This window comes from Embleya sp. L77 (genome assembly GCF_055557415.1).
In genome coordinates this window covers 2,156,560-2,170,438 of sequence record NZ_CM145710.1, presented here as the reverse complement: position 1 = coordinate 2,170,438, position 13,879 = coordinate 2,156,560, and the positions used below count along the sequence as shown (strand labels likewise).

Below are 13,879 nucleotides of genomic sequence, written 5' to 3'. Positions count from 1 at the left end.
CTGATCGATCGACCCCGCCTAGCGTGTCGGGGCCCGGGCGCGTCCAGCCGAGGAGGTCCGTGCACACGTCGAGGAGATCCGTGAACCCACCGCACCCCTTCGTGCTGCCCCCGGAGGACCGCACGCTGAGCCCGTACACCGGCTGGACCCGCGCGCACTGGGAGGCGGTGGCCGACGGCCTGCTCGCCGCGGTGCGCCCGTACCGCTCGCCGGGCGGTGCGCTGATCGCCCTTCCCGGACGCACGAGTTGGTCCGGCGAGCGCTCGGACGGCCTGGAGGGCTACGCCCGTACGTTCCTGCTCGCGGCGCTGCGCGCGGCCGGCACCGTCGCCTGCGGCCGGCCCGTCCCGGCGGGGCTGCTGGAGCCGTACGCGGACGGGCTGCGCACGGGAACGGCCGTGCCGGGCACGGCGGATGCGGAATCCTGGCCGGCCGTGGTCGATCGCGGCCAGGCGATGGTGGAGGCCGCTTCGGTGGCCCTGGCCCTGCACCTGACGAAGGATCAACTGTGGGACCGGCTCGACGAGTCCACCCGCGAGAGGGCGGCCGACTGGCTCGCCGGTGCGCTGCGGCACGAACCGGTGGACAACAACTGGTGGCTCTTCCCGGTCGCGGTGGGCACCTTCCTGGAGGCGGCCGACCGGCACACCGAGCAGGCCCGGGCCGCGATCGACCGGGGCCTGGCCCGCATCGAGCGGTGGTACGTCGGCGACGGGTGGTACACCGACGGCGCCGGGCGCTACTTCGACCACTACAACGGCTGGGCCATGCACCTGTATCCGCTGCTGTGCGCGGCGGTCGCGGGCGCGCCGGCCGACCCGGTCCGGCGCGAGCGGCTGCGCGAGTTCCTGACCGGGTACGGCCGGCTCTTCGACCGCACCGGCGCGCCGCTGCACCAGGGGCGTTCGCTGACCTACCGATTCGCCGCGGCGGCCCCGCTGTGGCTGGGCGCGCTCGTGGACGCCACACCCTACGGGCCGGGCACCACCCGACGCCTGGCGAGCGGCGTACTGCGGCACTTCCTGGACCGCGGCGCCGCCCGCGACGGCCTGCTCTCGCTGGGTTGGTACGGCCCGGACGCCGCGACCGTGCAGCCCTACTCGGGCTCGGCGTCGCCGTATTGGGCGGCCAAGGGCTTCGTCGGCCTGCTGCTGCCCGAGCGGCACGAGGTGTGGACCGCGCGCGAGTGCGCCGGGCCGGCCGAGGAGGCGGAGCCCGACCCCGCGCTCGGCCTACCCGGTCCCGGACTGCTCGTGCACGCCGGGCACGGCGTGGCCCGGTTGGTCAACCACGGCGCCGACCACCAGCCGGCCGCGCCGGCCGCCGCGCTCGACGCGGACGATCCGCTGTATGCGCGGCTGGCCTACTCGACGCTGACCGGCCCCACCCGCGGCGGCGATCCGGCGGACAACCACATCGGTCTGGTCCTGGCCGATCGGGTGACCGAACGCGGCCGGATCCAGCCGCTGGGCGCAGGTCCCGGATGGGCCGCCTCGGCGCAGTCGCCCACCCTCGACGGGCAGCCGGTCCCGGACACCCGAATCGTCACGGTCAGCGTGGTGCGCGGCCCGTACGAGGTGCGCGTGCACCACGTGCGGGCGGCCGCGGGCACCGCGGTGCGCGAGGGCGGGTGGGCGCCGGCGGCCGGGCCCGACGAGGAGGTGCGCTCCTCGGTCGACGGCCTCGGTGCCCGGGTGGCCACCGCGTCGGTGCACAGCACGCTGACCGGCGCGCACGGCTGGGACCGGGCGGCGGTCGGCGCGGCGCCGCACGGGACCGCGTTCGGCGAGCAGGCCGAACTCGCCGTGCTGGAGGGCACGGTGGCGGCCGGCCCGCTGGTCACCGTGCTGTCCCTGACCTGGGCGGACGCCGCGCCCACCCCGGAGCCGCGGGTGTCCGCGACGGCGTCGGGCGTGGACGTGACGTGGGCCGACGGCGGCGTGAGCCGGATCCGGCACGCGCAACCGGATCACTGCTCGGTCACCCACGAACCCGCCTGATCGGATCGCCCTCCCGGCACCGGATCGCATTCCGGGGCAGGCCGGCGCCGGCGCCGCCCGGAATCGTCCGGCGCCGGCTCGGATTTCCCGGAGCCGTCCGACACCCGGCGCGGGACCACTCCCGGCACCGGTTCGCATTCCCGGCAACGTGCGATCCCCGGTGCCGGGTCACCTCCGGGCGCCGGATGGCCCTCCCGGGCCGATCGGCTCCGGTCGTTCCGGAACCCCGCTCAGCCGGCCGGGCGACGCCGCACCATCACGGTGTTGTCCGTGCGGGTGATCGGCCGGCCCTCGGGGTCGTTCTGAATCCGCTCGTGCTCGTCCTTGCGGAGCACCTCCCACTCTCCCTCCGGGAGTTCGAGCGCGGCGAGCACCTCGTCGGGGGTCGGCAGGACCACGTCGGGGTGCGGGTTCTTCTCCCACGGCGGCATCCCCGAGTGGCCGACGATCAACAACACGCCGCCGGGTGCGACCGTCGTGGCGGCGGTGCGCAGGATCGCCTCGCGGTCCAACTCCCCGTGCGAGTGCAGGAAGTGCGCCGAGACCAGGTCGAAGGTGCCGGCCGGGAAGGTCGCGTTCAGGTCGTGCCACTGCCAGTCGATCAGATCGGCCACCTGCTTCGCCTTCGCGTGCTCGGCCGCCCGTTCCAGAGCGATCCGGGACACGTCGGTGGCGGTCACCCGCCAACCCCGCTCGGCAAGCCAGATCGCGTCGCCACCCTCGCCGCAGCCCAGGTCCAGGGCCCGGCCGGGCGGCAGGTCCGAGGTCTCCCGGACCAGGGCGGCGTTCGGCTTGCCGCTCCAGATGCGGGTGCTCTCCGCGTAGCGTGCGTCCCAGACCTCCGCTGCCGAGGGCTGTTCGGCGTGCTCGGCGATTCGGTCGTCGGTCATCGTGGGGTCCTCCGTGCGGTGGGGGATGCGGTCCGACCGCAGCCGATCGGGCCGGGCGGCGTGTGGTTCGGCGCCCGATCGACATGGTCCGCCCGCTGCACCGCGGTTGACAAACGTTGTTGCCGAGTCGGCAAATGGAGCCATGAAAGATGGCGAACTCGTCTCGGTCCTGACCGCCGTCGGCCCGCGTCTGCGAGCCCTGCGGCAGGAACGCGGCACCACCTTGACCGAGCTGAGCACGACGACCGGGATCTCCCCCAGCACGTTGTCCAGGCTGGAGTCCGGGCAGCGCAAACCCACCCTGGAACTGCTGCTCCCGCTGGCGAAGGCGTACGGCGTGCAGTTGGACGAGTTGGTGGACGCGCCGGAGACCGGTGATCCGCGGGTGCACGCGCGCCCGATCCAGCGCTTCGGCATGACCATCATCCCGTTGACCCGGTACAGCGGCGGGCTGCACGCGTTCAAGCAGATCCTGCCGCCCGGACTCGGCGGGACCCGACCGGAGTTGCAGACGCACGAGGGTTACGAGTGGATGTACGTCCTGTCCGGTCGGCTGCGGCTGTTCCTGGGCGAGCACGATCTCGTGCTGGCCGCGGGGGAGGCCGCCGAGTTCGACACCCGTACCCCGCACGCGTTCATCTGCGCCGGGCCGGAGCCGGTGGAGTTCCTCAGCCTGTACGGCAAGCAGGGCGAGCGCATGCACGTACGGGCCCGGCCCGGTGGCGGGTGAGGACGCTCCGCGCGGACGGCCGGGCCGGTGGGTCGCCGCGGTACGGCGACCCACCGGCCCGCCCCGGTCCCGCCGGCGTGGGTCGGCGGACGGGGTCGATCAGAAGGTGACGTCGGTGCACTGGTAGAAGGCGTTACCGGTGTCCGCGATGTCCCAGACCGCGAAGATCACCGCCTTGCCGCTGCGGCCGGCCGGGAGCGTGCCGGTGTGCGAGACGGTCGCGGCGGGTTGGACCCCGCCGTAGGGGACGGTCAGGAACGGGGTGCTCTCCAACTGCGCCCGGGTGATCGACTGGCCGGGACTCCAGCTCGACTTGGTGATGAAGTAGCGGAACGACGTGGTGGCGTGCCGCGCGGTGAGCTTCCAGGTGAACGTCTTGCTCGACCCCGAACTCACCGGGGTGCTCGGCCACGCGCCGCCACGCGGGTCGTCGAGTTCGGCGAATCGGCTGTTGCCGCCCGCGCAGAGCCTGCCGTCGGCCGGTCCGCGCGCCGGGAAGCCCTTGGGGCCCTCGACGCTCTGCGGCTCCCACTGGATCTCACCGCAGTTGCTGACGGTGCCCTGGGCACAGTAGGCGGCACGGCTCGGCGGGCTGGTGACCCAGCCGTGCGCGCCCGCCGTGCCGGCCATCATCAGGGGAAACGAGACGGCGGGGATGGTCAGCGCCGTCAGGATGGTCCTTTTACGCATGGAACTCTCCTAGGGGACGAGTGAATGCGAAGGACGTTCGAACGGTCCGGGTCCGCGTCGTACGCCTTATTTCACCGGTTGTTCACATCCGTAGTGCGCTCCTCAAGTTAAGAGGTCCAGACCACTCGGTCAATGGTCTGGACCACGTCAACGAAAGCGAAGTCCCTTTCCGGACAATGCGGTTGGCGATCATGCCGGCGCCGGCGGTGTGGGCCGGGACCGCGCGCGGGCCGGGGCCGATCACCGGACCCGATCGCCGCCCGTCTCGAACTGCGGCGCCAGTACGTCCAGTTCGGCCATCGCGCCGACGGTGATCTCGCGGGTCAGCCGCTCGGCACCGGCCGCGTCGCCCTCGCGGACCGCCTCGGCGACACGTACGTGCAGCGTGACCGCGGTCGGGTCCGGGTCCGGGAACATCACGTGGTGGTGGGTGCGGCCGGTCAGCACCTCGGCGACCACGTCGCCCAGCCGGGCGAACATCTCGTTGCCCGACGCGGCCAGGATCACCCGGTGGAAGGCGATGTCGTGCACGAGGTACGCCGCCAACTGCCGACCGCGCGAGGTGGAGACCATGCCCAGCGCATGCTCGGTCAGCGCGGCGCACTGGGCCGGCGTCGCGGACGCCGCGGCCAGCGCCGCCGCCGCGGGTTCGATCGCCGAGCGCAGCGCGGTCAGCGACCGGAGCTGGCGCGGGCGATCGGCGCCGGCCAGACGCCAGCGGATCACGTACGGGTCGAAGACGTTCCACTGCTCGGGCGGGCGTACGGTGACCCCGACCCGGCGCCGCGACTCGACGAGCTGCATCGATTCCAGCACCCGCACGGCCTCGCGGACCACGGTGCGCGAGACCTCGAAGCGGTGCTCCAGCTCGTCGGTGCGCAAAATCGTGCCGGCGGGGTAGGCGCCGGCCGTGATGGCCGGCCCGAGGGACTCCAGCACCTTCATATGCAAGCCCCGGCCCTCGTTCTCCATGGCCTCAGCCTACTGGGAGGGGTGCGCCGAGCCGCTCGGATTACGTATGACTTAATTGTTCCGAAGTCTTGATTAAGTACTACCTATGCGTTTGGGTATGGGACGGCGCCCGAGCACCGGCCGGGCAAAGACAGCGAGGTATCGATGAACGCCCCCCACGTCGTGGTGGTCATGGGTGTGTCCGGCACCGGGAAGTCCACGGTCGGCCGCATGCTGGCCGCGGAACTGCGGGTGCCCTACGCGGACGCGGACGACTTCCACCCACCCGCCAACGTCGCCAAGATGTCGGCCGGGATCCCGTTGGACGACGTGGACCGCGCGCCGTGGCTGGACGCCATCGGCGACTGGCTCGCCGCACACGAACACTCCGGCGGCGTGGTCGCCTGCTCCGCGCTCAAGCGCGCCTACCGCGACCGGCTGCGCCGAGCGGTCCCCAGGGTGATCGCCGTCCATCTCGTCGGCGACCGCGCGCTGATCGCCGCGCGCCTGCACGAGCGGACCGGCCACTTCATGCCGGAGGCGCTGCTCGACTCGCAGTTCGCCGACCTGCAACCTCTGCAGCCGGACGAGGCCGGCCTCGCGGTCGACGTCTCACCCGGACCCGAGGCCATAACCGAACAGGCCGTCGCCGCGCTGCGCCGGCTCGAAGCGGATCAGGGAACCACGTGAGCACCATCGACCTGCCGGCGCTGGCGGCGGGGGCGCCCGCCGCGCCGATCACCTCGGCCGGACACGCCCAACTCGGCCTCGCGGTGCTCGTCGGCATCGGCGTGATCGTGTTGCTCATCGGCCGGTTCAAGCTGCACGCCTTCCTCGCGCTGACCATCGGGTCGCTCGTGCTCGGCGCGGTGGCCGCGGCTCCGCTGGACAAGGCGATCGCCAGTTTCACCTCGGGTCTGGGCTCCACCGTCGCGGGCGTGGGCGTGCTGATCGCGCTCGGCGCGATCCTGGGCAAGCTGCTGGCCGACTCCGGCGGCGCCGACCAGATCGTGGACACCATCCTGGCCAAGGCGAGCGATCGCACCATGCCGTGGGCGATGGCGCTGATCGCGGGCATCATCGGGCTGCCGCTGTTCTTCGAGGTCGGCGTGGTGCTGCTGATCCCGGTCGTGCTCCTGGTGGCCAAGCGCGGCAACCACTCGCTGATGCGGGTGGGCATCCCCGCACTGGCCGGCCTGTCCGTGATGCACGGCCTGGTTCCGCCGCATCCCGGACCGCTCGCGGCCATCGACGCGATCCACGCCGACCTGGGCGTGGTGCTCGCCCTGGGCGTGCTGGTGGCGATACCGACGCTGGCCGTCGCGGGCCCGCTGTTCGGCCGTTACGCGGCGCGCTGGGTGGACATCGCACCTCCGCGGGACCTGGTCCCGGAACGCTCCTCGGCGGACCTGGAGCGGCGGCCGAGCTTCGCCGTCACCGTGGGCACCGTGCTGCTCCCGGTGGTGCTGATGCTCGGCAAGGCGCTGGTCGACATCGTCGTCGACGACCCCGCGGACCGCGTCCAGCGGGTCGCGGACGTGGTCGGCTCGCCGTTGATCGCGCTGCTGTCGGCGGTGATCGTGGCGATGTTCACGCTCGGTCGGGCCGCCGGATTCACCCGGGACCGGCTGTCGACCACGGTGGAGAAGGCACTGCTGCCGATCGCCGGCATCCTGCTGATCGTCGGCGCGGGCGGCGGCTTCAAGCAGACCCTGGTCGACGTGGGCGTCGGCCGGATGATCCTGGACATCTCCGAGGACTGGTCCATCTCACCCCTGCTGCTCGCGTGGTTGATCGCGGTGGCGATCCGCCTGGCCACCGGGTCGGCGACGGTAGCGACCATCTCGGCGGCGGGTCTGGTGGCGCCGCTGGCGGCGGACATGAGCAGCACGCACACCGCCCTGCTCGTACTGGCCGTGGGCGCCGGGTCGCTGTTCTTCAGCCACCTCAACGACGCCGGATTCTGGCTGGTCAAGGAGTACTTCGGGATGAGCGTGGGCCAGACGGTGAAGACCTGGTCGCTGATGGAGACGATCATCTCTGTGGTCGCGGGCGGCTTCGTGCTGCTGCTGTCGCTGGTGTTGTAGCGCGACCCGCCCCGGCGACGGGCGCGACGAGTGCGACCAGCCCCGGCGCCGGGTGCGACCGGGCGGCGCGGGGTGTACCGGGCGCGACGAAGGCCGCCCGATCCGGCGCAGCGCGGGGCTCGGTGCGGGGTCCACCGGGATCGGGCGGCCAGGCTCTAAGCTGCCGGCATGTCGGGTCCCCAGGATGCTGCCCATGACCAGGACCGAGTGCGGGCCGCCGCGTTCCGGCTCGTGACGGCGAGGGGTGGCGCCGCGGTCGCGCCGGAGGAGGTGGCCACCGCCCTGGAGCCCCCGCCGGCGGAACTCGACCTGGCCGATGCCGACGACGTGCTGCTCGCCGCCGTGCACTGGTCGCACCGACGAATCGCCCGGCGCTTCTTCGACCTGACCGCGGGCCGCTTCGGGCTGGCCGCGCTGCGGGCCGGCCTGGCGGACCTGCTGCCCCTGGACGAGGACCGCCTCCAGGAGAGCATGTTGGAGGTGGCCGTGTGGCATCGCAGCCTGGCCGCCCCGAAGGTCGCCGAGAGCAACCGCCGCGAACGCGAGGACCTGAGGGTGATCGTGCGCGGCGTGCTGCTCGACGCCCGGGACAACGGCGACCTGGTCGACGGCGTGGACGTGGACCGGACCGCGGCCGACCTGCTGGCCCTGATCGACGGCCTGAGCGTGCACGTCCTGCTCTACCCCGACCGGCTGAGCCCCGCCGCCGCGGCCCGCACGCTCGACGCCGAACTCGACCGGATCACCCGCTCCGACGGCGCACCCTCCGACACTCGGTGACCCGCCCCGCGCCCGCCCGATCCGCCCGCGCGGCCGGGAAAATGGCATGAGCCCGGGGCGCCCGGTGGACTAGCTTCCCCCCATGGTCACTCCGGAGAAGCTGCTCATCGAGCGGCTGGCACCGGCGTTCGCACAGGTCGCGGGCATGCCCGCGGACCCGTCGATACGTCGCGGCCGGCACGCGGACTTCCAGTGCGACGGGGCCCTGGCCCTGGGCCGACGCCTGGGCCGCGACGCTCGCGAGATCGCGGCCGAGGTGCTCCGGTACGCCGTGCTGGACGACGTGTGCTCGGCGGTGGAGATCAGCGGGCCCGGCTTCGTGAACCTCACCCTCGCGCCGACCGGACTCGGCCGGCTGCTCGCCGGGATCGCCGCCGACGAACGGCTCGGCGTGCCGCGGACCGCCCGGCCCGAGACGATCGTCGTCGACTACTCGGGCCCGAACACCGCCAAGGAGATGCACGTCGGCCACCTGCGCTCGACGATCATCGGCGATGCCGCCGTGCGGGTGTTGGAGTGGCAGGGGCACACCGTGCTGCGCCGCAACCACCTCGGCGACTGGGGCACGCCGTTCGGCATGCTGATCGAGCACCTCCTGGACGTCGGTGAGACCGAGGCCGCGCACGAACTCTCGGTCGGCGACCTGACCGGCTTCTATCAGGCCGCACGGCGGGCGTTCGACGCCGACGAGGCGTTCCGGGTCCGGTCCCGCGAACGTGTGGTCGCGTTGCAGGCCGGTGATCCGACCACGTTGCGGCTGTGGCGGGTCCTGGTGACCGAATCCAAGAAGTACTTCATGGCCGTCTACGCCCGGCTCGGCGTCCGGCTCACCGCGGACGACTTCTTCGGGGAGAGTCGGTACAACGATGAACTGCCGCCGCTGGTAGAGGAGTTGGCTCAGCTTGGTCTGCTTCGGGAGAGCGCCGGCGCGCAGTGCGTCTTCCCCGCCGGATTCGTCAACCGCGACGGCGAGCCGCTGCCGCTGATCGTGCGCAAGAGCGACGGCGGATTCGGTTACGCCGCCACCGATCTGGCCACCCTGCGGCACCGACTGCGGGACCTGGCCGCGGACCGGTTGTTGTACGTGGTCGGCACGCCGCAGAGCGAGCATCTGGCGATGGTCTTCGCGACCGCGCGGGACGCGGGCTGGCACAGTGCGGCCGCGGAAGGCGCGGACGGGGCCGATGCGACCGCGCGCGACGCGGGCCTGCCGCGTGCGACCGCGCGGGTCGAGCACGTCGGCTTCGGCTATGTCCTGGGTTCGGATGGGAAGATCCTGCGCACCCGGGCCGGGGACTCGGTCAAGCTGGTGGACCTGCTCGACGAGGCGGTGGCCCGGGCCGCCGCGACGATCGCCGAGAAGGACCCGGACCTGGATGCGGATGCGCGGGCGGCACTCGCCCGGGCGGTGGGCATCGGTGCGGTGAAGTACGCGGACCTGTCCGGGGATCGGCGCAAGGACTACCGCTTCGACTACGACCGGATGTTGTCCCTCGACGGCAACACCGCGCCCTACCTCCAGTACGCACACGCCCGAATCCGCTCGATCTTCGCCCGGGCCGCCATCGAGGCGCCCCGGGTGGCCGGGCCCCTGGTGATCCGGGAGCCGGCCGAACGAGCGCTGGCCCTGCGGCTCCTGGCCTTCCCGGACGTGATCGAGGAGGTCGGCGAATCGCTGGAGTTCCACCGCCTCGCCCACCATCTGTTCGAACTGGCCACCGCGTTCACCGGCTTCTACGAGAACTGCCCGGTGCTGCGCTCGGAGGGCGAGATCCGACACTCACGGCTGATCCTGTGCGACCTGACCGCACGCACCCTGGCCCGCGGCCTGGACCTGCTGGGCATCGAGACGCCCGAGCGGATGTAGGCGCCGTACCCGCGCTTGCGTCCGCACCCGCCCCCGCGTGCTCGGCGGGTGCGGGGGCGGGTGTGCGTGCCGTCGTGGCAGAGCCGTTCCCGAGCGGGGTCGACGTGGGGAGGGGCATCGACCCCGCTCGCCCGGAGGGTCCCGGCCCGGGTCGGGCCGGGACGCATCGGGGTCAGTCGCGGCGGCGCCGTACCTTGACCAGCACGCCGCCCACGCCGGCGACGCCGAGCAGGCCGGCCGCGGCGATCGCGGTCGGTCCGACGCCGAACGGGTCGTCGGCGGTGCGTGCCGCACCCGTACCGGTGTCCGTCGGCCCGAAGCCGCCCGCGAGGCCCTTGGCGTCGTAGCCGGAGCCCGGCAGCTTGTCCGCGTAGGCCCGGTGCACCCGGTCCCGGTACGCCGAGACGCTGCTCCCGCCGGCGCCGATCGCGCGTTTCGCGGCGGCGTTCAGCGGCAACACCCGGTCACCGCCCTGCACGTACCAGGCGTTGATCTGCGGCTCGCGGAAGACGATGCCACCGGCAAGCAGACGCGCGCCGGCCGCGGCGTAACGGGCCTCGTCGTCGCCGTCCGCGATGTTGACCACCTGTCGGCCCCGGGGCGTGTCGGCCGTCCACACCGACGCCTTGCGGCCGTCCGCGGCCACGACCGTGGCGGCCAGGAACTCCTGCCGGGCGATCGGCACCGGCCGAGCCCCCGGTCGGGCCGCGACGAACTCCGGGGCCAGCGTGTACACGGCGACCACGTCGCCCTCGATCCTGGGTGCCGCGTCCGCCGCGGCGAGCGCGCCGTCGCGGGCGAAGAACCTGGACAGCGTGTCGAGCGTGCCGGGCGCCGCGACCACGTCGCGCGCAGCGCCCACGCTGATCGCGTCCGGCGCCGGCGGCGCGGGTACGGACGCGGCGTGCGCGGACTGCGGGGTGAGCGTCAGGGTGAGCGCCGCCGCGAGGGTGCCCGCCGCGAACAGGCGCTTGATGCCGCCTCCGGTCATGGCGTCACGCTCCGATCCGGTAGAGCGAGTGGGTCCAGGAGAACTCGTTGTTGTCCACGTACCAGTTGTGCGCGGCCCAGTTGTAGCGGTAGTTGTCCGGCCACGGGTCGCCCCAGTAGACCCAGCTCTGCGCGGTGTCGTAGCCGTGGATCACGTGCATGTGCCCGCCGCCCGAGGACCATTGGATCCGGGTCTCGATCGGCCGGTTCGCGTTGATCTCGGTCTGGACCGTGCCGTACTGGAGCCAACCGCTCACGTAGGAACCGGAGTTGATTCCCGCCCAGCGCAGTGCGGTCTGCACGTTGCCCAGCGTGGCCTGCGAGTTGGGGCACTCGGTGCTCTGCGAACGGCCGAAGGCCGCGTTGCAGAACTGGTTCTGGCTGTAGCCGCGGCCGTACCAGGTCGCGATGGTGTTGCCCGCGCCCGCCCAGCACCAGTTGCTCTTCTGCTGGGCCTGCATGGTGATGTTCAGCTTCTTGGCGGCGAGCGCGAGTGGCTGCGCCTGCTCCGCGGAGCTCTGCGTCCGTGCGGCCGGTGCGATGGTGCCGGCGGTCGCGGCGGACGCGGCCGAGGGCACGGCGAGCAGCGCGGAGAGCAGCGCGACCACCGTGAGGGTCAGCGCCGACGTGCGGCGGCCGGATATGCGGCCCGTTCGTGGGGACGTTCGAGTCATGACGTTCCTTCCGTAACGGAGGGACGAGGTGGGGCGTGGTGGGCGTCCGGACGCTGCAAGGTGGAGCATCGGGTGTTGTCGTGGTGTGTTTCAAGACGCTTCAATGCGGGGTGAAGCGGTGGTGTGAACGCCTCGACCGGCCTGTGAACGACTCGTGACCGGTCGACCGGAACACCTCGGTCGCGAGCGCCGATCCCGACCGGTCCGCCGTGAACGTTCACAAGGGAGGCGAGCGATGCCGCGGACCGACACCCGGGGTGACCCGGTCGAGGCGGAGTTGGCCCGGGTCCTGCGTGCGGGGCCGTTCCATCTGGCGCTGCGCGCGGCGTTGGCCGCCCGCGGCCTGGCCCTGCACCGGGTGCAGCACCGGTTGGCCCAGCGCGGTGTGCAGGTCGGGGTGACCAGCCTCAGCTATTGGCAGCAGGGCGCGCGTCGGCCGCGGCGGGCCGAGTCGCTGCGCGCGGTGCGAGCGCTCGAAGAGGTGCTGGACCTGCCGCCGCACGCGCTGACCAGGTTGCTGGAGCCCGGGGTCACCGAGCGCACCGCATCGCGCTCCTATCGTGCGGTGGTGGAGGAGTCCGGCACGCTCGGCCGGTTGTTGACCGACCTGGAGTCGCCCGCGGACGGCGGCCTGCACACGGTGTGCCAGCTCGAACAGGTCCGGGTCGGCGCCCGGCGCGAACTCCTGGGCCGCGCCTCGCAACACGTGGTCCGCGCGCATCGCGACGGGGTCGATCGCTATCTCGCCATCCACATCGGCGACCGCGGCTGCGCGCCCGAGCAGGTCCGGGTCCGGGCGACGGAGAACTGCCGGGTGGGGAGGGTGCGCTGGAGTCGGGACGCCGCCGTGCTCGTGGCGGAGTTGTTGTTCGACGCGCGGTTGCGCTCCGGCGACACCTACGTCTTCGGCTACGGGTTCGAGGACGGCACCGGCGGGCCCAGCGACGAGTACGTGCGCGGCTTCACCTTCCCGTGCGGGCAGTACGTCCTCCAGGTGCGTTTCGACCTCGCCGCACTGCCGGTGCACTGCCGCCGGTTCACCCGGAGCACTGCGGGCGCGCCGCGCACCGACCGGCGTGATCTGACCCTGAACGGCCGGCACTGCGTGGTCCACCTGGCCGAACAGGACGTCGGGCCGGGCATCCTCGGCATTGGCTGGGACTGGGCCTGACCGCCCGGGAGTTCGGCCGCCCGGGTATCCGGTGGGCCGAACCGCGCATCACCCGATGGGCGCAGCAGCGGAAGCGCCCGGGTGCGCGATGGCGTTGGATGGGCCGCACCCGATGGAAGGAGCGGCGCGCGTGAGCGACGCGATCGAACGGCCCGTCCTGCGAGCCGCGCATTCACACCTGTATCCCGGCGCCCTGGTGCGCGTGCACGCCCCGGGGACGACCGATCCACACCGGGCCGGGACGGCGCCGGGCGACCTGCTGTTCGCGGACGGTTCGCGGACGACGGCGCAGGTGCTGGTCGACCCGGACGAGCGCTCGACGCTGTGGGTCGGGGAGTACACGACCGAGGGCGGCACCACCATCTCCGAGCGGGTGTGGTCGGTGCACCCCTCCCCCGACGGTTCGGGCGACGTGCTGCTGCGGATCGGCGCCCGGCTGCCGTAGGGCTCGGCGTCGCTCGCCACGCGCCGCCCGGATCCGCTCCGCCAACCGCACATCGCGCGGGTCGACCGGGCCACCGAGCGGCTTCAGGCCGACATGGCGGCCCGGGTCGAGTGACGGCCACCGTCCCGCGTGATCGCGCCCGCGAACAGCAGCACGCACAGCGGCAGCCACAGAACCCACGCGGCGAGACCGTCGCCGGCGAGCAGCGAGGCGGCGCTCACCACGATGTGCGCCGCGATCGCGCAGCCGATACCCCAGCGCGCGCCGCCGAGCACCTCCAGTCGGCGGGCGAGCGACTTGCACACCCACACCGCCTGTACCGCGGCACCGACGACCACGGTCCACATCACGATGCGTGTCCCCAACACCTCGCGCGCGGTCGGCGGGCCTCCGGTCTCTTCCGGGTCGAAGCCGTACAGCAGCGCGTCGCCCAGAAACAACACGAACCCGAACGCCCAGAGCGCTTCGAGTACGACGACGACCATCGCCACGCCCACGACCACGATTCGTTACGACTTCATGCGGCACACCATCGCGCATCGCCGTCCCGGTGTACGACGCGGCTGCCTCGCGGGCGGGCGCCGTCGTTTCGGTGTCTCGGGGA

General features: G+C 72.8%; 14 protein-coding genes. 8 read left to right on the top strand and 6 right to left on the bottom strand.

Going from position 1 to position 13,879, the window contains the following annotated elements; translation table 11 throughout:
- Window positions 1-80: 80 nt before the first annotated feature.
- Complete coding sequence (locus ACZOOI_RS39345; protein WP_465281607.1) at window positions 81-2,000, top strand: DUF2264 domain-containing protein; 1,920 nt, start codon at window positions 81-83, stop codon at window positions 1,998-2,000.
- Window positions 2,001-2,230: 230 nt separating this feature from the next.
- On the opposite strand, the gene ACZOOI_RS39340 is transcribed toward ACZOOI_RS39345, so the two are convergent.
- Window positions 2,231-2,890 (bottom strand): class I SAM-dependent methyltransferase, encoded by a 660-nt coding sequence (locus ACZOOI_RS39340; protein WP_465281606.1) that lies wholly within the window; start codon window positions 2,888-2,890, stop codon window positions 2,231-2,233.
- Between the two features lie 142 nt (window positions 2,891-3,032).
- Here ACZOOI_RS39340 and ACZOOI_RS39335 point away from each other — a divergent pair, with 142 nt between their 5' ends.
- Complete coding sequence (locus ACZOOI_RS39335; RefSeq protein ID WP_465281605.1) at window positions 3,033-3,620, top strand: helix-turn-helix domain-containing protein; 588 nt, start codon at window positions 3,033-3,035, stop codon at window positions 3,618-3,620.
- A 99-nt stretch (window positions 3,621-3,719) separates the two neighbouring features.
- On the opposite strand, the gene ACZOOI_RS39330 is transcribed toward ACZOOI_RS39335, so the two are convergent.
- Both ACZOOI_RS39330 and ACZOOI_RS39325 read right to left on the bottom strand, forming a co-directional pair.
- On the bottom strand, window positions 3,720-4,310 hold the full coding sequence (locus ACZOOI_RS39330; protein WP_391585588.1) for a lytic polysaccharide monooxygenase auxiliary activity family 9 protein: 591 nt from the start codon (window positions 4,308-4,310) through the stop codon (window positions 3,720-3,722).
- A gap of 240 nt (window positions 4,311-4,550) precedes the next feature.
- The gene (locus ACZOOI_RS39325; protein WP_465281604.1) at window positions 4,551-5,282 is read right to left on the bottom strand and encodes a FadR/GntR family transcriptional regulator; all 732 of its coding nucleotides are present in this window, start codon (window positions 5,280-5,282) and stop codon (window positions 4,551-4,553) included.
- Window positions 5,283-5,426: 144 nt separating this feature from the next.
- Here ACZOOI_RS39325 and ACZOOI_RS39320 point away from each other — a divergent pair, with 144 nt between their 5' ends.
- The 4 genes from ACZOOI_RS39320 to ACZOOI_RS39305 all read left to right on the top strand — a co-directional run bounded on the left by ACZOOI_RS39320 (window position 5,427) and on the right by ACZOOI_RS39305 (window position 9,995).
- Complete coding sequence (locus ACZOOI_RS39320; RefSeq protein WP_465281603.1) at window positions 5,427-5,951, top strand: gluconokinase; 525 nt, start codon at window positions 5,427-5,429, stop codon at window positions 5,949-5,951.
- Window positions 5,948-7,348, top strand: a complete 1,401-nt coding sequence (locus ACZOOI_RS39315) for a GntT/GntP/DsdX family permease (protein ID WP_465281602.1) — start codon at window positions 5,948-5,950, stop codon at window positions 7,346-7,348. Before ACZOOI_RS39320 ends, ACZOOI_RS39315 begins: the two co-directional genes overlap by 4 nt.
- A gap of 168 nt (window positions 7,349-7,516) precedes the next feature.
- Window positions 7,517-8,128 carry a TetR family transcriptional regulator C-terminal domain-containing protein gene (locus tag ACZOOI_RS39310; RefSeq protein WP_465281601.1) on the top strand — a complete coding sequence of 204 codons (612 nt, stop codon included), beginning with the start codon at window positions 7,517-7,519 and terminating at the stop codon, window positions 8,126-8,128.
- Window positions 8,129-8,210: 82 nt separating this feature from the next.
- On the top strand, window positions 8,211-9,995 hold the full coding sequence (locus ACZOOI_RS39305) for an arginine--tRNA ligase (protein WP_465281600.1): 1,785 nt from the start codon (window positions 8,211-8,213) through the stop codon (window positions 9,993-9,995).
- A gap of 172 nt (window positions 9,996-10,167) precedes the next feature.
- Here the strand turns inward: ACZOOI_RS39305 and ACZOOI_RS39300 are convergent, their stop codons facing one another.
- The gene (locus tag ACZOOI_RS39300) at window positions 10,168-10,986 is read right to left on the bottom strand and encodes a hypothetical protein (protein WP_465281599.1); all 819 of its coding nucleotides are present in this window, start codon (window positions 10,984-10,986) and stop codon (window positions 10,168-10,170) included.
- Between the two features lie 4 nt (window positions 10,987-10,990).
- Window positions 10,991-11,659, bottom strand: a complete 669-nt coding sequence (locus ACZOOI_RS39295; protein ID WP_465281598.1) for a papain-like cysteine protease family protein — start codon at window positions 11,657-11,659, stop codon at window positions 10,991-10,993.
- 235 nt (window positions 11,660-11,894) lie between these two features.
- On the opposite strand from ACZOOI_RS39295, the gene ACZOOI_RS39290 reads away from it, so the two are divergent.
- Window positions 11,895-12,830: a hypothetical protein gene (locus tag ACZOOI_RS39290; protein ID WP_465281597.1), complete on the top strand. Its 936-nt coding sequence runs from the start codon at window positions 11,895-11,897 to the stop codon at window positions 12,828-12,830.
- 130 nt (window positions 12,831-12,960) lie between these two features.
- The gene (locus ACZOOI_RS39285) at window positions 12,961-13,275 is read left to right on the top strand and encodes a hypothetical protein (protein WP_465281596.1); all 315 of its coding nucleotides are present in this window, start codon (window positions 12,961-12,963) and stop codon (window positions 13,273-13,275) included.
- Window positions 13,276-13,358: 83 nt separating this feature from the next.
- Here the strand turns inward: ACZOOI_RS39285 and ACZOOI_RS39280 are convergent, their stop codons facing one another.
- Complete coding sequence (locus ACZOOI_RS39280; protein WP_465281595.1) at window positions 13,359-13,772, bottom strand: hypothetical protein; 414 nt, start codon at window positions 13,770-13,772, stop codon at window positions 13,359-13,361.
- Between the last annotated feature and the right edge of the window lie 107 nt (window positions 13,773-13,879).